The sequence below is a fragment of the Streptomyces sp. NPDC127119 genome (genome assembly GCF_042677425.1).
In the GTDB taxonomy this organism is placed as follows: domain Bacteria; phylum Actinomycetota; class Actinomycetes; order Streptomycetales; family Streptomycetaceae; genus Streptomyces.
Genome location: NZ_JBHXTO010000022.1, coordinates 40,489 through 60,479, shown reverse-complemented (window position 1 = coordinate 60,479; position 19,991 = coordinate 40,489). Strand labels below are relative to the sequence as shown.

At 71.1% G+C, this 19,991-nt stretch carries 19 protein-coding genes and 1 riboswitch; of the genes, 10 read left to right on the top strand and 9 right to left on the bottom strand.

The features are described 5' to 3' along the window. Positions 1 to 69 precede the first annotated feature (69 nt). Positions 70 to 774 carry a GAF and ANTAR domain-containing protein gene (locus ACFVH5_RS13270; protein ID WP_385833675.1) on the top strand — a complete coding sequence of 235 codons (705 nt, stop codon included), beginning with the start codon at positions 70 to 72 and terminating at the stop codon, positions 772 to 774. A 143-nt stretch (positions 775 to 917) separates the two neighbouring features. Here ACFVH5_RS13270 and ACFVH5_RS13265 read toward each other — a convergent pair whose 3' ends face one another. Then, positions 918 to 2,195, bottom strand: coding sequence for a phosphatidylserine/phosphatidylglycerophosphate/cardiolipin synthase family protein (locus ACFVH5_RS13265; protein WP_385833673.1), 1,278 nt, complete (start codon positions 2,193 to 2,195; stop codon positions 918 to 920). Positions 2,196 to 2,394: 199 nt separating this feature from the next. Here ACFVH5_RS13265 and ACFVH5_RS13260 point away from each other — a divergent pair, with 199 nt between their 5' ends. Then, on the top strand, positions 2,395 to 3,267 hold the full coding sequence (locus tag ACFVH5_RS13260) for a SigB/SigF/SigG family RNA polymerase sigma factor (protein ID WP_385833671.1): 873 nt from the start codon (positions 2,395 to 2,397) through the stop codon (positions 3,265 to 3,267). Positions 3,268 to 3,345: 78 nt separating this feature from the next. Then, complete coding sequence (locus ACFVH5_RS13255; RefSeq protein ID WP_385833669.1) at positions 3,346 to 3,810, top strand: hypothetical protein; 465 nt, start codon at positions 3,346 to 3,348, stop codon at positions 3,808 to 3,810. 75 nt (positions 3,811 to 3,885) lie between these two features. Here ACFVH5_RS13255 and ACFVH5_RS13250 read toward each other — a convergent pair whose 3' ends face one another. Next, complete coding sequence (locus ACFVH5_RS13250) at positions 3,886 to 5,007, bottom strand: GNAT family N-acetyltransferase (protein ID WP_385833668.1); 1,122 nt, start codon at positions 5,005 to 5,007, stop codon at positions 3,886 to 3,888. Positions 5,008 to 5,404: 397 nt separating this feature from the next. On the opposite strand from ACFVH5_RS13250, the gene ACFVH5_RS13245 reads away from it, so the two are divergent. Next, positions 5,405 to 6,190: a hypothetical protein gene (locus ACFVH5_RS13245; RefSeq protein WP_385833667.1), complete on the top strand. Its 786-nt coding sequence runs from the start codon at positions 5,405 to 5,407 to the stop codon at positions 6,188 to 6,190. 104 nt (positions 6,191 to 6,294) lie between these two features. Here ACFVH5_RS13245 and ACFVH5_RS13240 read toward each other — a convergent pair whose 3' ends face one another. Then, positions 6,295 to 7,989, bottom strand: coding sequence for a cellulase family glycosylhydrolase (locus ACFVH5_RS13240; RefSeq protein WP_385833666.1), 1,695 nt, complete (start codon positions 7,987 to 7,989; stop codon positions 6,295 to 6,297). Positions 7,990 to 8,149: 160 nt separating this feature from the next. Further along, entirely contained in the window at positions 8,150 to 8,890 is a 741-nt protein-coding gene (locus ACFVH5_RS13235) for a nuclear transport factor 2 family protein (protein ID WP_384802935.1), read from the bottom strand. Between the two features lie 231 nt (positions 8,891 to 9,121). On the opposite strand from ACFVH5_RS13235, the gene ACFVH5_RS13230 reads away from it, so the two are divergent. The 5 genes from ACFVH5_RS13230 to ACFVH5_RS13210 all read left to right on the top strand — a co-directional run bounded on the left by ACFVH5_RS13230 (position 9,122) and on the right by ACFVH5_RS13210 (position 12,926). After that, entirely contained in the window at positions 9,122 to 9,856 is a 735-nt protein-coding gene (locus tag ACFVH5_RS13230; protein ID WP_385833664.1) for a tetratricopeptide repeat protein, read from the top strand. 94 nt (positions 9,857 to 9,950) lie between these two features. After that, a riboswitch (cobalamin riboswitch) is annotated at positions 9,951 to 10,133 on the top strand. A 29-nt stretch (positions 10,134 to 10,162) separates the two neighbouring features. Further along, on the top strand, positions 10,163 to 10,912 hold the full coding sequence (locus ACFVH5_RS13225) for an energy-coupling factor ABC transporter permease (protein ID WP_385833662.1): 750 nt from the start codon (positions 10,163 to 10,165) through the stop codon (positions 10,910 to 10,912). Then, positions 10,909 to 11,310, top strand: a complete 402-nt coding sequence (locus ACFVH5_RS13220; protein ID WP_385833661.1) for an energy-coupling factor ABC transporter substrate-binding protein — start codon at positions 10,909 to 10,911, stop codon at positions 11,308 to 11,310. The genes ACFVH5_RS13225 and ACFVH5_RS13220 overlap by 4 nt, the downstream gene beginning before the upstream one ends. Positions 11,311 to 11,316: 6 nt before the next feature. Beyond that, positions 11,317 to 12,066: a cobalt ECF transporter T component CbiQ gene (gene cbiQ / locus ACFVH5_RS13215; protein WP_385833659.1), complete on the top strand. Its 750-nt coding sequence runs from the start codon at positions 11,317 to 11,319 to the stop codon at positions 12,064 to 12,066. After that, positions 12,063 to 12,926 (top strand): energy-coupling factor ABC transporter ATP-binding protein, encoded by an 864-nt coding sequence (locus tag ACFVH5_RS13210; protein ID WP_385833658.1) that lies wholly within the window; start codon positions 12,063 to 12,065, stop codon positions 12,924 to 12,926. The genes cbiQ and ACFVH5_RS13210 overlap by 4 nt, the downstream gene beginning before the upstream one ends. A gap of 6 nt (positions 12,927 to 12,932) precedes the next feature. Here the strand turns inward: ACFVH5_RS13210 and ACFVH5_RS13205 are convergent, their stop codons facing one another. From ACFVH5_RS13205 to kstD, 3 genes are all read right to left on the bottom strand, one after another. After that, on the bottom strand, positions 12,933 to 14,594 hold the full coding sequence (locus ACFVH5_RS13205) for a serine/threonine-protein kinase (RefSeq protein ID WP_385833656.1): 1,662 nt from the start codon (positions 14,592 to 14,594) through the stop codon (positions 12,933 to 12,935). 54 nt (positions 14,595 to 14,648) lie between these two features. After that, positions 14,649 to 15,278, bottom strand: a complete 630-nt coding sequence (locus ACFVH5_RS13200) for a GNAT family N-acetyltransferase (RefSeq protein ID WP_385833655.1) — start codon at positions 15,276 to 15,278, stop codon at positions 14,649 to 14,651. Between the two features lie 90 nt (positions 15,279 to 15,368). After that, entirely contained in the window at positions 15,369 to 17,189 is a 1,821-nt protein-coding gene (gene kstD / locus ACFVH5_RS13195) for a 3-oxosteroid 1-dehydrogenase (RefSeq protein WP_385833654.1), read from the bottom strand. Between the two features lie 306 nt (positions 17,190 to 17,495). Here kstD and ACFVH5_RS13190 point away from each other — a divergent pair, with 306 nt between their 5' ends. Next, positions 17,496 to 18,077, top strand: coding sequence for a CGNR zinc finger domain-containing protein (locus ACFVH5_RS13190; RefSeq protein ID WP_385833653.1), 582 nt, complete (start codon positions 17,496 to 17,498; stop codon positions 18,075 to 18,077). Between the two features lie 66 nt (positions 18,078 to 18,143). On the opposite strand, the gene ACFVH5_RS13185 is transcribed toward ACFVH5_RS13190, so the two are convergent. Continuing rightward, the gene (locus ACFVH5_RS13185) at positions 18,144 to 18,326 is read right to left on the bottom strand and encodes a hypothetical protein (protein ID WP_385833652.1); all 183 of its coding nucleotides are present in this window, start codon (positions 18,324 to 18,326) and stop codon (positions 18,144 to 18,146) included. 165 nt (positions 18,327 to 18,491) lie between these two features. Then, positions 18,492 to 19,892 carry an FAD-dependent oxidoreductase gene (locus ACFVH5_RS13180; protein ID WP_385833650.1) on the bottom strand — a complete coding sequence of 467 codons (1,401 nt, stop codon included), beginning with the start codon at positions 19,890 to 19,892 and terminating at the stop codon, positions 18,492 to 18,494. Positions 19,893 to 19,991: the final 99 nt, after the last annotated feature.

The following is a 19,991-nucleotide window of genomic DNA, read 5'->3' as shown; positions in this document are numbered from 1 at the left end:
GACGCCCGGATGGCAGGATGGGCCTTCACGAGGCATACCGGGATGCTTCACGAAAAGAGCAGGTGACACATGTCTGAGGTGCCGGGGGAAGTCTGGGAACAGTTCGCGATCGCCGTGGCGGAGATGGCGCGGGATCTGCTGGCGCAGGACTCCGCCCAGGGCACCCTCGACCGCGTCGTCGAGCATGCGAAGGTCCTGATCGACGGGTGCGACGAGGCCGGCATTCTCACGGTCCGGCAGGGCGAGGTGCATGCGCTGGCGGCCACGAGCGACGTGGTCCGCCGGTCGGACCGGTTCCAGCAGGACCTGCAGGAGGGCCCCTGCTTCGACGCGGTGACCGACCGTCAGCAGATCTACGCCATCGAGGACCTGCGGGAACCGAACAAGAAGTGGCCCCGCTTCGCCCCCGAGCTGAGGAAGCTCGGCATGGGAAGCATGATGGGCTTCCTCCTCTTCACCGAGGAGGACAACCTCGGCGCCCTGAACGTGTACTCGCGCAAGCCGGGCGTCTTCGACGAGACCGCCCGGCGCGCGGGCTGGATCCTCGCCTCCCACGCGGCCGTGGCGTTCTCCGCGGCGCGTACGCATCAGCAGCTGAGCCATGCCATGGAGACGCGGCACGAGATCGGCGAGGCCATGGGCATCCTGATGGAGCGCTACGGGCTGTCCGAGGACTCGGCGTTCAAGGTGCTCAAGAAGACGTCGCAGGACCGCAACGTCAAGCTGCGCGAGATCGCCCGCCAGATCTGCCGGACAGGCGAGAAGCCCGCCTGACGCCGGGCCGAACCGGCGATCCGCCCGCCGCGGCTGCCCACTCCGGTCCGGCTGACCCGTCCGGTCCGGTCACACCGCCCGGTCCGGCTGATCCGGCAGAGCCGTCCGATCGCCCTCCCCGTCCGCCCCGTCCGCCCCGTCCGTCACAGGAAGCGGCGGATGGGGATGACGGCCGCCTCCCGGGCCCGCTGCACGACGGAGCGCCGCGTCCAGCGGCCCTTCTCGATCAGGGTGCTGGCGGTCAGGTCCTCGTCGAAGTGGGCGTCGAGCGTCGACGTGAACTCCTCGTCCAGCACGGCGAGCATGATCTCCTCGTCGTGGTCGAGCGAGCGGCGGTTGAAGTTGGTCGAGCCGACCAGCGAGGCGACCCTGTCCACGGTGATGACCTTGGCGTGCATCATCGTCGGCTGGTACTGGTAGATCTTCACACCGCAGGCGGTGAGGTCCTCGTAGTAGTGCTGGCCGGCCAGCTGGCAGACCCGCTTGTCCGTGTGCGGGCCGGGCAGCAGGATCTCCACCTCCACGCCCCGGCGGGCCGCGGCGCACAGCAACTCGACGAAGAACGCGTCCGGCGAGAAGTAGGCGGTGGCCAGCCGGAAGCGCTCCTCGGCCGACTCCAGCATCACCCGGAGCAGGGTCTGCATGTCCTGCCAGCCGAAGCTGGCCGAGCCGCGCACCACCTGCACCACGGCCCCGCCCTCGCGGGTGTGCGCGACGAACCGGTCGTGGTCGTCGAACAGCTCCTCGTGGCACTCGGCCCAGTTCTGCGCGAACGCGGCGGCGATACCGTCCACGGCCGGCCCGCGGACCTCGGCATGGGTGTCGCGCCACTCGCGCTCGTTGCGCGCGTCGCCGCACCACTCCTCCGCGATGCCCACCCCGCCGGTGAACGCGGTCCGTTCGTCGACGACGAGAACCTTGCGGTGGCAGCGGTGGTTCTGCTTGAGCGGGGAGAGGGCGAGCGGCTTGCGGAACCACGCCACCTGTACCCCGGCCTGTTCCATGGCCGCCAGCAGGTCCTTCTCGATCAGTCTGCTGCCGAACCCGTCCAGCAGCAGGCGGACCCGCACACCGTCCCGGGCCCGTTCCGCGAGTGCCTGCGCGAACTCGCGGGCGATGTCGCCCTTCCAGTACACGAAGGTCATCATGTCGACGGTGTGCTCGGCGGACCGGATGCCCGCCAGCATCGCGGCGAAGATCGCGTCGCCGTTGCGCAGCGCGGTGAGGGAGTTGCCCTCGGTCGCCGCGATGCCGATGAGTCTCTCCAGCCGGCGCCGTATCCGTTCCGCGCGCTGCGCGTACTCCGGCGACGACCAGCTCCCGGACGTGCGGGTCCCGTTCCCGGACTCGCCCTGCGTGTCCGGCTGGTCCCGCGTGTCGGGCTGATTCCGCGTATCCGGCTGGTCCTGCGTACTGGTCATGGCATCACCCGGCCGGCACGGGGAGGAGACAGGAGGGTGCGCGCTGCCCGGTCCGGCACGGGCGCGGCGAGCAGACTGTACTCCGGCCGCCCGGGTGCTCATGGACGGACGTCTTCGTAATTGACCGGGGTTGAGCAGACATGCTCTTGAGAAAGCCGGGCAGGAGACGACCAACTTGCTTTCTAGTTAAGGCGGCACCGTGACTACCTCCGTGAACACCCGCGAGGCATCTGACTGCAGCACGGGCGTGCAGGAGGCCGCGGGCGACCTGCCGTGGATCGAGGACGGGGGCAAGGTCGCTCCCAAGGACGCGCGGGTGCTGTCCCGGCTGTTCCTCGACCGGCTGCAGGAGCTGGAAGAGGGCACCCACGAATACCAGTACGCGCGCAACACCCTGATCGAGATGAACCTGTCCCTGGTCAGCTTCGCGGCCCGCCGGTTCCGCAACCGGGGCAGCGGCGACATGGAGGACGTCATCCAGGTCGGCACGATCGGCCTGATCAAGGCGATCGACCGCTTCGACCTGTCGCGCGAGGTCGAGTTCACCTCCTTCGCGATCCCCTACATCGTCGGTGAGATCAAGCGCTTCTTCCGGGACACCACCTGGGCCGTGCACGTCCCGCGGCGCCTTCAGGAGCTGCGTGTCTCGCTCGCCAAGAGCAAGGAAGCCCTCGCCGCCACGCTGAACCGCCCGCCGACGGTCAAGGAACTCGCCGACCACCTGGACCTCAGCGAGGAGGAGGTCATAGAGGGCCTGGTCGCCGCCAACGGCTACGTGGCCGGGTCCATCGACACCCCCGGTGGCGACGACGACTCCAGCGACGGCGGCCCGAAGTACGCGGACACCCTGGGCGAGGAAGACCCGGCGATGGACCTCTTCGAGGACCTGCACACGCTCGCGCCCCTGCTGCAGCAGCTCGACGACCGGGAGCGGACCATCATCGAGATGCGCTTCGGCCGGGAGATGACCCAGGCGGAGATCGGCCGCGAGCTGAACCTCTCCCAGATGCACATCTCCCGTCTGCTGACGCGCACGCTGAGCCGGCTCCGCGCCGGGCTGCTCGCCGCCTGACGGGAACGGCACATGTGACAGGCTCGGCACATGTGACAAGAACGACATCTGTGATGGATCGAAAGGACACGCGAGGCCGTGAGTGACGAGCAGGACCCGCTCCGGGAATCGGCCGCGCCGATCGTGACCGAGCCCGTGCCGGACCTCCAGCTGCAGATGTTGGTACGGCTGGTCGGTCAGGACCCGCAGGCGGCGCTGCCGGTCACCTTGCTCATCGGGGGTGGTCTCCTCTACGGCGACCTCATCTCGCACAAGGCGTGGAAGACCGACTGGGCGCGCAGCCTGCGCGGGGTCGACGGACCCGGCGCACAGCTGCTCGAGCGGTTCCCCGAGCAGGTGGACGAGGCGGTCTCCGACAAGCAGGGGCGTCCGGTCCCGCAGCGGCTGCCGCAGTGGATCCATCTGCGCGACGCCACCAGTGTCGTCGCGGCGGGCGGCCCGGTCGTGATGCCCCTGTGGCGAGGGCGGCTCACGGACGTCTCCGGCTGGTCCCTGGGCAAGCCCGACAGCTCCCTCGGCGAAGCAGAGGACAGCCGCCTCTGACGTGCGCGGACGTACGAGACGTACGACGGGACGCGCAGGGAACGTACAGGGGACGAACAGGCAGGTCCCCGGTCCTCAGCCGCCGTTTCTTCGCAGGTGCCCCGAGCCCGAGGTGCGCAGCGCGCCGACCGTCTTCAGCAGCCGGTCCGCGGGCTCCCTCAGCCTCTGATGGGCCAGCACCGTGTTCCGCAGGCCGCGCACCGGTCTGCGCCAGAGCCGGTGCGCCGTCGCCACCGGGTGGGGACGCGTCGCGAACCCCTCCCCCACCCGCAGCTCCCGGGTCTTGAGCCAGTCCTTGTACTCCTTGTCGCCACGCCCCAGGTCCAGGACCCGTATGCCCTCCCGGCCCGCGGCCTCCGCCATCCTGAGGTGCATGATCAGGCCGGGTGAGTAGTAGCGCAGTTCGGGGTCGTACGCGGTGAACCAGGCCGCGAACACCGTGCGCGACCTGGGACCGAAGTGCGCCGCCACCGGCCGGTCGCCGGCGTACACCACGGAGAGGACGCCGGTGAAGTGCTCCTCACGGACCTGGAAGAGGTGCTCCACCGCGTTCACGATCCAGGGGCGCGCGAAGCGGTCCATCCGTGAGGTCCTGCGGTACTGGGCGGACTTCCACCCCATGAGCGTGCGCAGCAGCGCGGGGTCGCGCTCGTCGAAGACGAACCGCAGCTCGCCCAGGTCGCGGCCCAGGCGGCGTTCCTTCTTCAGGGTCGTCTTGGCCAGTCCCGGGTACGCGCCGCGCAGCCACTCCGCATAACTGCCGTCACCGACCTTCAGGTCGACCACCGGTGACGCGAACGTCCCCGTGACGTAGCGGGTGAATGGTTTCTGCTCCTCGACGAGGTGGTCGAACTCGAAGACGGACAGCCCACAGGCGCGCAGCAGTTCATGGGTGTCCCAGGTGACTCCGGGCCGGTGCACGAGGGCCTGGCAGTCGGACAGGCCGAGCCCGATGGCCCGCCCCACCCCGAAGGAGTTGCGCTCGTACGGGAAGAAGCCCACGGCCTCTCCGCCCTCGTGCAGGACCGCCACCCGCGCCCCGCCCCGGTAGGTGCCGATGCCGGCCGCGAACTCGGGGGACAGAAAGGGGTTGGCGTAGTCGGGTGACGCGTCCGCCGCCCGGTGCCAGTCCTGGCGCAGCGACTCGCTCAGGGACTCGGGTCTGTGAATTCTGATGTCCACCTCGGTTGACCGCATGGACGACCGCCCCCCATTCCCCCTGGACGCGACCCCCGCGCCCCGACACCTCCTCGGCCGACGGCCGACGCCCGGCCCCGAAGTGTCCGCAAGGCTCAAACGTCGCGAAACAGTACGCAGACTGTCAAGGGTGTCGGTCGTAACGAAAGGTGTGCGAGTCGGGTGCACCGGTCGGTCAGTTCGTAAAGTCACCTTGAAGGTTGAATTCGAGACATGCCTTCGCGTGCGGGGTCAGGTGTCTCCCGCACACCTCGCCGCCTGCGCCTTTGCGGCTCGCGGCAGTGTGTCAGAGGCCGTCGAACGGCGGGGACGGTCCTGACAACTTCGGGATCATGGCCTGATGATGCGAGTAGCATCCGGCCCCAGCACCACACGATGACGAGGAAAGGTAACTGCCATGTCCGAAGTCGAATCGGCCGCCACGGAGCTCAAGACCCAGTACGCCGCCCAGGTGTCTGCGGACCTCGAACGCAACACCAAGGAGCAGGAACGTATCGGCGCCGAAGTGGAGGCGCTGCAGGAGCAGTTGAGCGCTCTGCAGCACGACCAGACCCTGCTCGCCGAGCTGCAGCAGGCGTTGGGTGGTGACAAGGCCGCCGCGAACGCCAAGCGCGCCTCCGTGTCCGCGCCTTCGGTGCCGCGTCAGGCCACGGCCACGGCGGGCGGACGCAAGAAGGCCACCACCGCGAAGTCGGCCGCCACGAAGGCCACTTCGAAGGCCACCACCAAGTCGGCCGCGAAGTCCGCTGTTTCGAAGACGACTGCTTCGAAGACAGCTGGTGCGAAGTCGGCCGCCGCAAAGCCCGCGACCGCGAAGTCGACCGCCTCGAAGACCGCCACTTCGAAGTCGGCCGCTCCGAAGACCGAAGCCAAGTCCGTCGCGGCCGGGCCCGGTGCCGCGAAGGCGGTCGCCGCGAAGCCCACGCTCGTCGAGCTCATCCGTGAACACCTGGGCAGTCAGTCCGAGCCGCGCTCGTCCGCCGAGGTCGCCACGGCGCTGGCGGAGGCCCATCCCGAGCGTGAGATCAAGCCCAAGGTCGTCCGCACCACGGTGGAAGGGCTCGTCGCCAAGGGCCAGGTCCAGCGCAGCAAGCAGGGGTCGTCCGTCTTCTACACGACGTCCAAGGCGGCGTCCGCCGACACCAACACGGAGCAGGCGGCCGCCCCGGAAGTCTCTGCCTGACCACCGCTCGGCGCCCGCCCGGCCGACGGGGCGCGGTGGCCCCGCCGGCCAGTGGCTGCCGCTCGACGGCCGCCGGTCGTCGTCCGACGGTCGTCGACGGACGGTCAGGCGGTGGTGCAGGTGCTGCCGTTGAGGGTGAACGCGGTCGGGGCGGTGTTCGTGGCTCCCTTGTTGGCGGTGAAGCCGACGGCGACCGAACCGCTCGCGGGGATGGTGGCGGTGTACGAGGCATTGGCGACACTCACCGTCGCGCCGCTCTGGGTCGGGGTGCCACCCCACATGTTGGAGACCGTCTGACCGTTGGCGAAGGCGAAGACCAACTTCCAGCCACTGATCGCGGCGGTGCCCGTGTTGCGGATGGTGATCTCGCCCTGGAAGCCGCCCGGCCACTCGTTGCTGACGCGGTAGCCGACGGAGCAGCTCGCGCCGGGCGTGCTGCCACCGTCGGCGGTGGTGACACTCACCGTGGCCGAACGGACCGAGCGGTTCCCGGCCGCGTCACGTGCGTAGACGGCGAAGGTGTACGCCGTGTTGGCGGTGAGCCCGCTCACCGTGGCGGTGTTGGTGGTGGCCGCGGCGACCGTGGTCTCGCTGCTTCCACCGACCCGCACGACGTCGTAGGCGGTGACACCCACATTGTCGGTGGCGGCGGTCCAGGTGAGGGTCACCGAGGTGGCCGCCACGGCGGAGGCGCGCGGGGTGCCGGGAGCGGTCGGGGCCTGGGTGTCACCCGGGGTGCCGCCGCCGTAGATCGTGGCCTCCTTCGAGGTCTGGGCGATGCCGTTGGCGCCGTTGAAGATGCGCTGCCCCCAGGAGCTGAGCTGTGTGGGGTCGAAGCCGATGGTGAGGTCCAGGATCGGATCGGTGTTGCCGCTCCAGGACCAGGCGAGGTAACCGAGGCGCAACTGCTGCGCCGTGGCCATCATGGTGTCCTCGTCCGGGTCGCCGTACTGGTCGGCCGGACCGCCGAACTCGCCGATGAGGATGGGGAGTTCGGCGGCCACGAACGCGTTCAGGTAGTCGGTGATCTCCGCCGCGGTGTCGAAGACGCTGTACATGTGGATCGAGAAGATCAGGTTGCCGGTGGTGTCGGCGTCGTAGACGGCCTGGGCGTTGGCCCGCATGACTCCTTGCCAGTCCTGACCCCAGTTGGGCGCGTCCACCATGATGGTGTGCTCGAACCCGGCGGCCCGCAGCTTCTTGACGGCCGCGACCGTGGGATCGGTCCAGCCCGCGGGGTTGGTGTTGCCCCAGGGCTCGTTGCCGATGTTGACGATGACGTAGTTCTCCTGGCCGGTGAGCACGCTCTTGAGGCCGATCCAGTAGTCGGCCGCGTGGTCGAGCGTGCCGGCCGCGGCGTCCTCGCCGTAACCGGTGGTGTCGTGCACCTCCAGTACGCAGATCAGCCGGTTGGCCTTGCACTGGGCGATGACGGCGGCCACGTCCTCGGGGCTGTTCTTGCTCCAGCGGTGGCCGTCGGAGAGGACGACGCGGACGGAGTTGGCTCCGAGGGCCTTGATGTCGGCCAGTGACTGCGTCTCGCCCGGGTACCAGGTGTGGGCGTGGTTGACGCCGCGCATGACGAAATCGTTGCCGTTGCCTTCGAGCAGGCGGCCGTCGTCGATATGGAGGCCGGTCGCGAGGGCGCCCGGAGACGCGCCGGGCGGGTCACCGGGCAACTGGGCGTGTGCGGCGGTCGGTACGAGCGCGCCGAGAACGACGAGCCCGAGCAGGGCGGCCAGCCCGGCGAGGAACGCGCTGACGAGGTTCTTCCGTGTCGTGCTTCTTGTTCTTCTCACTGCGACTCCAGGGAGTGAGCGCCAAGAAACTTGGGTTGCGGGAAAGTGGGAGCGCTCCCATAGAGTCACCTTGCCAGGGGCACGTCAAGACTTGGCGCATGCTCGGCCGCGTAACGGCTGTGCCGGAGGGGGCCTGCGGGGAGGCCCCCTCCAGGACGTGTCAGGACCCGGCGGCTGCGGGGACCCCGGCGTCGAAGGGCACGGACGTGTGCTGATGGACGATCAGCCAGCGGTCGCCCGTCAGCCGGTAGCCGGTGGTCACCCGTGCCGTGGTGTCCAGCGCGTGGCCGCCGGCCAGCGTGGCGCGCATCCGTACGAGCGCGTGGCTGAAGGCGATGCTCTCGTCGACCCGCACGCGGAATTCGAGCACCTCGCGCTCGACCGGCCCGGACAGCGTCGAGAACCACACCTCCTCGGCCTTGCGGAGCGCCTCGACCCCGCGCTGCTCCAGACCGCTCACCGGGTGGAACACCTCCACGTCCGGTGCGTAACAGGCCATCGCCCGGTCGAAGTCCCGCTCCCGCCCGGCGGCCGTCAGTTCCGCGTCGAGCCGGCGGATCTCCCCCTCGGCGTCCTCGTCGTCCCAGAACGCGCGCACCTCCATGGCCCCGAGGGCCGCCACCGGGTGCTTCGAAGCGGCCTCCACTGCCTCCTCCAGGCTGTCGCACTCAAGGATGTCGTACCCGGCGACGTACTCCTTCGTCTCCGCGAACGGACCGTCGGTGCGCAGCACTTCGCCCTCGCGGACGCGCACGGTCACCGCGTCGGCCGGGGGCCGCAGCCGGTGGCCGTGCAGCCGTACACCGCGGCGCACGCTCAGCTCCTCCACCCATGGTTCGACGGGGGCCATCCCCGAGGCGTCGGCGGTGTCGTCCCCACAGACCAGCAGCATGTACTTCATGGTTCCTCCCGGTGTTCCTGAGACCCTGTACCTCCCCGACGAACCGGGGTGAGCCGAATCGACACCCCCGCAGCATCTCTTGTGGACCGGCGCCGCAGAAGGCGGCACCCGGCAGCGGTGTGGCCTGTTCCGGGAGCCCGCGGGACACCTGCCGTACGTACGCTGGGAACAGGTGGCGGAAGAGGGGTCGTCAGGATGGCGGGACAGTCGTGCACGGGGTGCGCCGGGACCATGCGGTCGCTGCGCGAGGAACTGCGACAGGCCTCGGAGGAACGGTCCTTCGCCGGACTCCCGATGCCCCGGCCGGACAGCGGACGGTCCGCGGACACCCCTGACCTGGCCGGGGACGACCTGGTGGCCTTCGTCGAGCGTCAGGTGGCCGAGCACGAACAGGACCTCGGGCCCGACCATCCGGACACCCTGCGCTCCCGCAACAACCTCGCGGGCGCCTGTCTGCAGGCAGGACACCTCAAGCAGGCAGTCTCACTGTCCGAGCGGAACCTGGCCGACAGCGAGCGCGTCCTGGGCGCCGCCGATCCCCATACGCTGACCTGCCGGAACAACCTCGCGGGCGCGTACGAGGCGGAGGGCGCCCCGGACCGTGCCGTCCCGCTCTACGAGAGCGCGCTGGCGGCCCGCGAGCGCGTCCTGGGACCCACCGACCTGCTCACCCTGCAGTGCCGGGACAATCTCGCCCGCGCCCACGTGCTGACGGGGAACCCCGTGCTCGCCGTCCCGCTCCACGAGCGCACGCTCGCCGACCGTGAACGCGTCCTGGGCGCCGACCACCCCGACACCCTGCTCTCCCGCTGCGAACTCGCCCATGTCCACCACGTGGTGGGAAACCCCGCGCGCAGTGCCGAGCTGTTCACGCGAGCCCTGGCCGACAGCGAGCGCGGCCTCGGCCCCGGCCACCCCGCGACCCGGCGGCTGCGGGAACTCCTGGCCCATGTGCAGGGCGGCTGAACAGGCGCTCCGTTCCCACCGGGAGGACCGGCGCGCGCCGCGTGACCACTCTCACGCCCCCCGAGGGCCGCTTGTCACCACCCCTGTACGCGCACTACTGTCACGACGCCTTGGTGCTCGGGAAATCGGTGTGATGCCGGTGCGGCCCTCGCCACTGTGATCGGGAAGTCCGGCTCCGGCCCTCACGGGCAGCCACTGGGTCCTCGGACCCGGGAAGGCGGAGCACGGGTGGTGTTACCCGTAAGCCAGGAGACCGGCCAAGGCACGTCAACCATCCACGAGGTGCTGGAGAGGGTCTGCTGAGCCATGCACATAGCCGAGGGTTTCCTTCCTCCGGCGCACGCGGTCGCCTGGGGCGTCGCGTCGGCGCCGTTCGTCGTCCACGGAGTCCGGTCGCTCACCCGTGAGGTCAGAGAACATCCCGAGAGCACGCTCCTCATCGGCGCGTCGGGGGCCTTCACCTTCGTTCTCTCCGCACTGAAACTGCCGTCGGTGACCGGCAGCTGTTCGCATCCCACCGGCACCGGCCTCGGCGCCATCCTGTTCCGGCCACCGATCATGGCGGTCCTGGGCACCATCACCCTGCTCTTCCAGGCGCTGCTGCTCGCGCACGGCGGACTGACCACGCTGGGCGCCAACGTCTTCTCGATGGCGATCGTCGGCCCGTGGGCCGGCTACGCGGTGTACCGGCTGTTCCGGCGGTTCGACGCGCCGCTGATGGTCGCGGTGTTCTTCGCCGCGTTCGTCGCCGACCTGTCCACCTACTGCGTCACCAGCGTGCAGCTGGCGCTCGCGTTCCCCGACCCGAGCAGTGGATTCCTGGGCGCGCTCGGCAAGTTCGGCTCGATCTTCGCCGTCACCCAGATCCCGCTCGCGGTCAGCGAGGGCCTGCTCACCGTGCTCGTGATGCGGCTGCTGGTGCAGTCGAGCAAGGGCGAACTGACCCGGCTCGGTGTGTTCCTGACCGGCAGGCGGACCCGGACCGGGAAGTCCGGCCCGAACGAGACTCACGAGACCGACGAGACGCCCGAGACGACCGGGACGGTGGCCCGATGAGCCGTAACGCGAAGATCAACGCCCTGCTGCTGCTCGTGGTGGCCGCGCTCGCCGTCCTGCCGCTGGTCTTCGGCATGGGCGACCACAAGAAGGAGCCGTTCACGGGCGCCGACGCGGAGGCGGAGACCGCGATCACCGAGATCGAGCCGGACTACGAGCCGTGGTTCTCACCCCTGTACGAGCCGCCCTCCGGTGAGATCGAGTCGGCGCTGTTCGCCCTCCAGGCCGCCCTCGGCGCGGGCGTCCTCGCCTACTACTTCGGCCTGCGCCGGGGCAGGCGCCAGGGCGAACTGCGGGTCCTGGCACAGCGGGAGGACGACCAGGGACCGACGGACAAGGCGTCCGACGCTGCCGGTGCGTCCGCGGCCGGGCCGAGCCGACCGACCGAACGGGCCTGAACCTTCGTGCTGCCGATCGACGCGGCGGCGCACAGCAGTCGCTGGCGCCGCCGCCATCCCGTGGACAAGGCCGTGCTCGGTCTCGGCCTGACCGTCCTCGCGATCTCCCTCCCGCCCTGGCCGGGCGCCGCCCTGGTCCTGGTGACCGCCCTCACTGTGCTGCTGGGCCCGGCCGCGGTACCCGCCCGGCGGCTCTGGCGCGCCTACCGGGTGCCGCTGGGCTTCTGCGTGACCGGTGCGCTGCCCCTGCTGCTCCAGGTCGGCGGCCCGGACGGGTTCGTGACCCTGGCGGAGGGTGGTCCGGTACGCGCCGGGGAACTCCTGCTGCGTACCTCGGCCGCCTCCCTCGGCGTGCTCCTGTTCGCGTTCACCACTCCCCTGTCCGACCTGCTGCCACGGCTGGTCAACGCCGGGGTGCCCGCGCCGGTCGTCGACGTGGCCCTGGTGACGTACCGGATGAGCTTCCTGCTCCTCGACTCGGTGCGCCGGATCAGGGAGGCGCAGGCCGCCCGGCTCGGGCACACCACGCGGGCCGCCACCTGGCGTTCGCTGGCCGGGCTCGGTGCCACGGCTTTCGTGCGGGCCTTCGACCGGGCGACCCGGCTGCAGGCCGGACTCGCGGGCCGCGGCTACGACGGCACCCTGCGCGTCCTGGTCCCGGAGGCCCGGATCTCCGCGCGCTTCACCCTCGCCAGTGTCGCGCTGCTCACGGTGGTGGCCGCACTCACCTTCGTACTGGAAAGGCCGCTGCGATGAGCGAGCCCGTGCTGGTCGCCCTGCGGGGCGCGTCCTACGCGTACGAGGACGGTCCCACCGTGCTCAGCGGCCTCGACTTCGAGGTGCGCGCCGGGCGGGCGCTCGCCCTGCTCGGCCGCAACGGCAGTGGCAAGACCACCCTGATGCGGCTGCTCAGCGGCGGACTGCGCCCGCACAGCGGTCAGTTGACCGTGGAGGACCGGCCGGTCCGGTACGACCGCAAGGGCCTGACCCTGCTGCGCACGACCGTCCAGCTGGTGGTCCAGGACCCGGACGACCAGTTGTTCGCCGCGTCCGTCTTCCAGGACGTGTCGTTCGGACCGCTGAACCTCGGCCTGCCCGACACCGAGGTACGGGCCCGGGTGGACGAGGCGCTCGCCGCGCTGGACATCTCGGCCCTGGCAGAGCGGCCGACCCATCTGCTCTCCTACGGTCAGCGCAAGCGGACGGCGATCGCGGGTGCCGTGGCGATGCGGCCGCGTGTCCTGATCCTCGACGAACCGACGGCGGGGCTGGACCCGGACGGCCAGGAGCGGCTGATCGCGACCCTCGACGGGCTGCGGGCGAGCGGCACCACCGTGGTGATGGCGACGCACGACGTGGACCTCGCCCTGCGCTGGGCCGACGACGCAGCACTCCTCACCCCGTCCGGAGCGGTCACCGGCCCCGCGGACGCGACCCTGGCCCGTACGGATCTCCTGGAGCAGGCGGGGCTACGGCTGCCCTGGGGGATCGCGGTGGCCGAACTGCTGCGTACGCAGGGCCTGTTGACCTCGCCGTCCACCGGCCCGCGCACCGCGGAGGAGCTGGCCGCGCTGACCTCGCGGCAGTCCGCTCCCCCGGTGCCGGCCGACACCTGAGCGGCGTCAGTCGGCGGGTGTCACCCTGGTCACCCTGCCGCGGGCGTCGGCCTGCAGATAGCCGCTCCTGTTGTGCTCGTCGGCGAGGTAGACCAACATCTCGGCGGCCCGGTCGAACAGGCTGTTCGGTGACTTGACCACCAGGTAGCGGGTCGTCGCGTCGTCGACGTCCAGCTTCTTCTCCGCCTCGGCGAGCAGGGCGGGGAGCCTGTCCCAGTCGAGGCCGTCCAGGGTCATCGGCTGGGCCCCACCGGCCAGTTGCGCCTTGATCGGGCTCTCCTGGACGCCCCGGCCCACGTAGTAGGTGTACTGCTCGTAACTGGTCCGGCTGCCCTCGACCATCACCTGCGCGGAGACGTAGTCGGGATAGACCGTCAGGGTGCCGTACCGGTCGCGGCCCGTCTCCTTCTCCAGGGCCTCGAACGCGGTACGGATGCCGTCCGGCGTCAGCAGGTCGGTGGGCGTCTTCTGTTCCGTGCGCCGGGGCGTGGGGCTCTTGTCGGCCGTACCGGTCCTGTCCTTCGACGAGGTGCCGGCCGACGGATTCGCCGTCGCTCCGCTCGTGGAATCGCCCGAGGCCGACGATCCCGAGCCCTCTCCGTCGGACAGCAGTGTCCACGCCAGCACGCCCACCAGCACCGTTCCGACGGCGGACAGGGCGACCGCGGCCCGGCGTCCCCGCCGAGCGGGTCGTGCCGGCGCCGGGCCGGTCGGCCGGGGCACGGCGTCCCGCGGAGGGGTGAGCCGGTAGGAAGTGGGTTCCGCACGGTCCTCGGGTACGGCGTCGGCCACGTCCTCGCTCATGGCGGCGGCCACGCCCACGCTCGTACCCGCGCTCACAGCTGTCAGCAGGCGCTCGAACGTCCCGGCGTCCGGGCGTGCCTCCGGGTCCCGCACCAGCACACGCATCAGCGCGTCCGTCAGCGGGCCCGCCCTGCGGGGCGGCGGAACGTCCTCGTACAGGACGGCCGCGAGGGTGGCCATCGTCGTGCCCCTGCGCAGCGGATGGTGGCCCTCGACGGCGGCGTACAGCATCATCGCCAGCGACCACAGGTCCGACGCCGGCCCGCCGTCGTCGCCCGCGATGCGCTCGGGTGCCATGTAGTCGGGCGTGCCGATGATCGAGCCGGTGGCGGTCAGGGCCGTCGACTCACGGATCGCCGCGATCCCGAAGTCCGTGAGGACGGGGCGGCCGTCCGGGCGCAGCAGGACGTTGGCGGGCTTGACGTCCCGGTGCTGGATGCCGGCGTCGTGCGCGGCCCGCAGCGCGGCCAGTACCTCCCGCCCGATCCGCGCCGTCTCCACGGGGTCCGTCGGGCCCCGCTCAAGCCGGTCCGCGAGCGAGCCGCCGCCGACCAGTTCCATCACGATCCACGGATACGTTCCCTCGCCGCCGTCGACGATGTGATGGATCGTCACGACGTTCGGGTGGTCGATCCTCGCGAGTGCCCTGGCCTCGCGCAGCACCCGTTCCCGCAGCAGCCGCGCGCCCTCCGGGTCGTACTCGGCGAGGTCGATGTCCGGGGGCCTGACCTCCTTGACGGCCACGTTCCGGTGCAGGGCCAGGTCCGTGGCCCGCCAGACCGTGCCCATCCCACCACCGCCGAGCCGTGCCTCCAGCCGGAACCGCCCGTCGATGACCCGTCTGCCGGAGTCCCCGTTGCTCATGCGCGGGAGCTTAGAGGACGGGTACGACAGGCCTTCCCCCGGGCGGCCGTGCCCTCACGGAGTGCCCGCGGCCGTCGGCCTGCCGAGGTAGGTGAGGGGGCCGGGGTCGGGTACGGGGATCTCGTGGAAGCCGAGACGGTCGTAGAAGGCGCGCGCGGCGGCATTGGCGGTGACCATGCCCAGATGGACCGCCGGGACGCCACGGTCGTGCAGGGCGGCGAGGAACGTCCTCATCAGTCCCCGCCCGAAGCCCTGCCGCTGCCAGTCCGGCAGGAGGTCTATGTGCAGATGTGCGGGATACGCGGCCAGGTCGGGCAGGATCATCCGCTCGGGAGTGTGCAGGAGAACGATCATCTCCTCGCCGGGTGTCCGAGGTTCCGCGGTGGGCTCGGGATAGCGTCCGGCGACGCGCGGGATCCAGGTCGCGCGGAAGTTCTCGACGAACCGTTCCGTGTCGGCGGTGCCCACGATGTAGCCGGCCGCGCGACCCGATCCGTCGTCCAGGACGAAGGCGAGTTCCGGCTCCAGGTGGCAGTAGGGCGCGGCGAAGAGGGACGGCATCAACTCCTCGTCGGGATAACGCTCCCGCGAATCCCCTCCGTCGAGGGCGGTTCGCACACAGATGTCGGCGACGGCGGCACGGTCGGCGGGTCGGTAGGGGCGGATGCTCGGCTGTGGGCGCATGGCGAGCATCCTGACGCGCGCGGGAGCGCTCCCACAACCGAGTTCCGCCGGTCGGCCTCCCGTCGGCGAGCACCGGCCTCCCGCCCGGTTTCAGGCTCCGGCGGTCGCCGCGATGTCCCGGGCGGCGATGTAGCCGAACGTCATCGCCGGTCCGATCGTCGAGCCCGCGCCCGCGTAACTGTGTCCCATGACCGCCGCGCTGGCGTTCCCGGCGGCGTACAGGCCGGGGACGACGGATCCGTCCGGGCGCAGCACGCGCGCGCGGGCGTCCGTGCGCAGGCCCCCCTTGGTGCCCAGGTCGCCCGGGACGATCTTGAAGGCGTAGTAGGGGGCCAGCCACAGCGGCGCCAGGCAGGAGTTCGGGAGGATCGCGGGGTCGGTGTAGTAGTGGTCGTAGACACTGTCGCCGCGGTGGAAGTCGGGGTCGGTGCCGCTCTGCGCAAGGCTGTTGAAGCGGTTGACGGTGGCCCGCAGCGCGGCGGCCGGCACGCCGATCCCCTGAGCCAGGGCATCCAGCGTCCAGGCCTTGTGGGCGGCGCCGGACTCGTACCACGCGTCGGGGAGGACGAAGGTCGGGGCGATGTCCCTGAAGAGGTAGCGGTTGCGGTAGTTCTGGTCGACGATCAGCCAGGCCGGGATGTGCGGGGCGCTCGCGTTCTTGTCGTACATGGTGTGCACGACATCGCTGTAGGGGGCCGCCTCGTTCACGAAGCGCGCTCCGGCGGCGTTGACGAGGAGTCCGCCGGGCAGGGTGCGTTCGGCGAGGCAGAAGTACGGCTGGCCGGGCAGCGGGATGGCCGGGCCCCACCAGGCGTCGTCCATCAGGTCGAGGGCGCCGCCGGCCTGTTGGCCGGCCCGGATGCCGTCACCCGTGTTCTCCTTCGCGCCGACCGTCCACTCGGTGCCGATGGGCCGGCGCTGGTACTGGGCGCGCATGGCCGCGTTGTGCTCGAAGCCGCCCGAGCCGACGACGACTCCACGGCGTGCCCTGACGAGACCGGGCGCGCCGTTCCTGGTCACCACGGCTCCCGCGGTGGTGCCGTTCTCCGTGTACAGCTCGGTGAGCGGGGTGTTCAGCCACACCGGCACCTGGGCCGCGAGCAGTCCGGCGCGCAGCCCGGCCGCCAGTGACTGGCCCATGGTGAGGGGCTTCTGGCCGAGGAGCGCGGCCCTGGTCCCGCGGGCCAGGCACTCGGTGGCGACGGCGGCGCCCTTCGTGCTGACCGCGGAGAGGGCGAGCCATTTGTAGTCGGCGCTGAAGACGACCATGCCGCTGGGCACCGGGAGGTACGGGGGATTCAGCCGGGCGAGTTCCGCCCCGAGGATGTTCCCGTCGAGCTGGGCGGGTTCGATGGAACGGCCGCCCGGCAGACCGCCGGGCAGTTCCGGGTAGTAGTCGCTGTAGCCCTCCATGAAGCGGAACCGCAACGGACTGTTGGCCATGACGAAGGAGATCATGGCGGGCCCCTGCCCGAGGAAGGCCTGTCTGCGGTCCGCGGAGACGTCGGGGCCGACCACGGCCGCCAGATAGCTCGCCGCCTTCGCCGGGGTGTCGGGGACGCCCGCAGCCAGGATCACCGGGTTGTTCGGAATCCAGATCCCGGCGCCCGAGCGGGCCGCGGAACCGCCGAAGGTGGCTGCCTTCTCCACGACGACGCAGCTCAGGCCCTGTTTCGCGGCCGTCAGCGCGGCGGTCATCCCCGCCGCGCCCGACCCGATCACGACGACGTCGTACGTGCCGAGCAGGGGGAGGTCGGCCGCCCGGGCCGTACCGGGGAGTCCGGCGGCGAGCGCGAGGCCCGTGCCGGTCGCCGCACCGAGCACCCGGCGCCTCGACGGGCCGGAGGGACCGGAGGGAGAGGAGGGGCAAGGGTCGTTCGTGCGTCTTGCGGGGTCCGCGCTTGTGGCCATGACAGGGCGCTCCAACCGGACGACGAAGGAAGGGGATGTGAGGGGATGGGGTGGTGTGAGGCGGGAGAGAGCGTGCTGTGCCCCGGGGGGCCACGGGCGTCCGGCGTCCCCGGTTCTGATGCGGAGTCAGGAATGTGGCGCGGGGGTCTTGGGAAGTCAAGGGTCACGCCTGGCCCCGTGGGACGACACGCCCGGACCGCACGGCCGGCTCCTCCGGACCGCACGGCCGGCTCCTGCGACCGGACCTGCGGGCGCACCCCGCGAGCGGACCTTGCACACCTAATCGTCACCTGTCAGGATGGTGACGTGAATGTGGATCATGTCTTCGTGTGCGGAAACCCGGCCCTGGACTTCGCCGCGACCCTCCGCGCCCGCCGCACCCTGCGCTTCGAGATGTTCACGTCACCGGAGCGGCTGGACGCCTGGTACCTGGAGGCGGGGGTCGTCGACACCGTCTCCCCCGGCGGGGACACCGACCTCGCGCGGGCGGTCGCCGTACGGGAGGCCGTCTACGGGCTGGTCACCGCCCGGCGCCTCGGAGAGCCCTACGACGGCGAGGCGCTCGCCACGGTGAACGGCGCGGCGCGCAGGCCCCCGGCGACACCGCAGCTCACCGCGGCGGGGCGGCGGACGGACGCCACAGCGGAGGAAGCACTGTCCACGGTGGCGCGGCACGCCGTCGAGGTGCTCAGCGGTCCGGACGTACCGCTACTCAAGGAGTGCGGCAATCCCGAGTGCACCCGCGTCTACATCGACCGGTCCCGCGGGATGCGCCGGCAGTGGTGCGGCATGGAGTCCTGCGGGAACAAGCTCAAGGCGGCAGCGTACCGCGCACGCAAGAAGGAGGCGCGGGCGCCTGCCGCGCAGACCGGCACCCACGCCCGCTGAGGCTCACACCCACCGCCGTCCGCGCCCGCGCCCACGGACACCCCGGCGCTCATGGACGCGCGGATCTCAGATGCATGTCCGTACGAGCCACTCGTCGTCGTTGTACGCGTTCCGCGCGGGATCCACGACCGTGGCCGGCTTCTCCTCGACGGTGTCCGCGAGACGGACCCGCTCCGGCAGCGAACCGAAGCGCGCACGGCGTGCCGCCTCGGCGGCATCCGGAACCCGAACCTTCTCGTCCTGCGCCATCCCGGCCTCCCACGTCCCAGAACCGCTCGACGCCACCCATGCGGCGTCACCTGTCTGACTGGTGATGATCCTCCCAGAGGGGTCGTCACCAGTCAAGGGAGTGACGACGGACGGGCGTGGGGTCCAGGAGGCGGGATTCAGGAGGCGGGGCTCAGGGGACGGGGCTCAGGAGGCGGTGGCGGCCCCGCGCTCGTGGTCCGTCAGCGGCGGGCCCGCGAGGTGCGGTTTCTTACGGCCGAGGCAGACCAGGGCGAGCATGTCGGGCATGAGGAGCCGGGAGGGCGGCTTCTCCATGCTCATCACGTCCAGCAGGATGCGCAGGGCTCGAGGGTTTCGCGATCCGGCGTCGACCGCCCTGTCCACGAAGGCGGCCAGGGCCCTTTCGAGCCGGGTGGGTGGCTCGTCGCCGGCCCCCGGGTAGAACACGTCCTGGCCCACGGCCAGACTCCAGGCGTTGTCGACGGGACGCGCCGCGCTCCTCTGGATGCGCCGGGCCGTGCCGGGCGCGCGGAGGTCCTGGCGTTCCAGGATGCGGCGCAGTGCGACGACGCTCTGCGCGGCGGCGCTGAGCCCGTGGCCGTAGACGGGGTTGTAGCCGGCGACCGCCTCACCGAGCACGGCGAAGCCGTCGGGCCAGCGCGCGGCCTTCTCGTAGTAGCGCCGCCGGTTGGCCGTGCTGCGGGTGGTGACGACGTCCGTCTCGGGCTCGGCGTCGGCGAGGAGTTCACCGATGACGGGGTGCGGCAGACCGAGCGCGAAGGGCACGAACTGCTCGTTGTCGGCGCTCGGCCGGCCTCCCCTGGTTCCGGCGAGCGTGACCAGCCAACGGCCGCCCTCGATGGGGGTGATGATGCCGCCCCTGCCGGGGTGTTGGCGGGGGTCGGCCTGGACGTTGACGATCGGGAAGCCGTCGGCGGTCGTGCCGGGGGCACGGTAGATCCGGCTGGCGTACCCGAAACCGGCGTCGACCGTGCGTTCCGGCACCGGCGGGAGCCCCAGGTCCCGCAGCCACTGGGGGGCCCGGCTGCCCCGGCCACTGGCGTCGATCACCAGATCGGCCCGGAGCGTGCTCTCGGTGTCCGCCGAACGTATTCGTACACCGGACACCCGGCGGGTGCCCCCTTCCAGGGAGAGCAGTTCGGTCTCCTGGCGCAGGGTGACGCGGTCGTCCGCCAGCACGCGCTCGCGGATCACCGCGTCCAGCAGATCGCGGCTGCACAGAAGGCTGACGTGGCTGCCGTGGGTGAAGCGGCGGAACCACTGCCCCGAGGGGGCCTTGGACACCAGGTCGGCCATGACGGGTGTCCTGCGGGCGCCACGGTCGACGAGCCGGCCGACGACTCCCGGCAGCAGGTCCTCAAGTGCCTTGACCCCACCGGACCACAGGACGTGTGCGTGCCGGGCCTGTGGCAGGCCCTTGCGTGGCCGTGGGCCGTCCGGCAGGAGGTCCCGTTCGATGATCGTGACGTCCGCGTGGCCGGCGAGCACCGACGCGGCGAGCATGCCCGTCATGCCCCCTCCGACGACGATCGCGCGGCGCCGGGGGGTGGACTTCGTGTCGGACATGGGTGTGGGCCCTCTCTGTTGACCGGCGTCGGCGCATGACTGCGGCACGCGGGGCGCGCGGTGATGGGTGATCGCTGTGCGGAGCGCGGGAACCGGGAT

Coding starts and splice junctions, on each gene's coding strand:
- ACFVH5_RS13270 (WP_385833675.1), top strand. CDS start 70: ATGTCTGAGGTGCCGGGGGAAGTCTGGGAACAGTTCGCGATCGCCGTG.
- ACFVH5_RS13265 (WP_385833673.1), bottom strand. CDS start 2,195: ATGACCAGTACGCAGGACCAGCCGGATACGCGGAATCAGCCCGACACG.
- ACFVH5_RS13250 (WP_385833668.1), bottom strand. CDS start 5,007: ATGCGGTCAACCGAGGTGGACATCAGAATTCACAGACCCGAGTCCCTG.
- ACFVH5_RS13245 (WP_385833667.1), top strand. CDS start 5,405: ATGTCCGAAGTCGAATCGGCCGCCACGGAGCTCAAGACCCAGTACGCC.
- ACFVH5_RS13235 (WP_384802935.1), bottom strand. CDS start 8,890: ATGAAGTACATGCTGCTGGTCTGTGGGGACGACACCGCCGACGCCTCG.
- ACFVH5_RS13230 (WP_385833664.1), top strand. CDS start 9,122: ATGCGGTCGCTGCGCGAGGAACTGCGACAGGCCTCGGAGGAACGGTCC.
- ACFVH5_RS13225 (WP_385833662.1), top strand. CDS start 10,163: ATGCACATAGCCGAGGGTTTCCTTCCTCCGGCGCACGCGGTCGCCTGG.
- ACFVH5_RS13220 (WP_385833661.1), top strand. CDS start 10,909: ATGAGCCGTAACGCGAAGATCAACGCCCTGCTGCTGCTCGTGGTGGCC.
- ACFVH5_RS13210 (WP_385833658.1), top strand. CDS start 12,063: ATGAGCGAGCCCGTGCTGGTCGCCCTGCGGGGCGCGTCCTACGCGTAC.
- ACFVH5_RS13205 (WP_385833656.1), bottom strand. CDS start 14,594: ATGAGCAACGGGGACTCCGGCAGACGGGTCATCGACGGGCGGTTCCGG.
- ACFVH5_RS13200 (WP_385833655.1), bottom strand. CDS start 15,278: ATGCGCCCACAGCCGAGCATCCGCCCCTACCGACCCGCCGACCGTGCC.
- kstD (WP_385833654.1), bottom strand. CDS start 17,189: ATGGCCACAAGCGCGGACCCCGCAAGACGCACGAACGACCCTTGCCCC.
- ACFVH5_RS13185 (WP_385833652.1), bottom strand. CDS start 18,326: ATGGCGCAGGACGAGAAGGTTCGGGTTCCGGATGCCGCCGAGGCGGCA.
- ACFVH5_RS13180 (WP_385833650.1), bottom strand. CDS start 19,892: ATGTCCGACACGAAGTCCACCCCCCGGCGCCGCGCGATCGTCGTCGGA.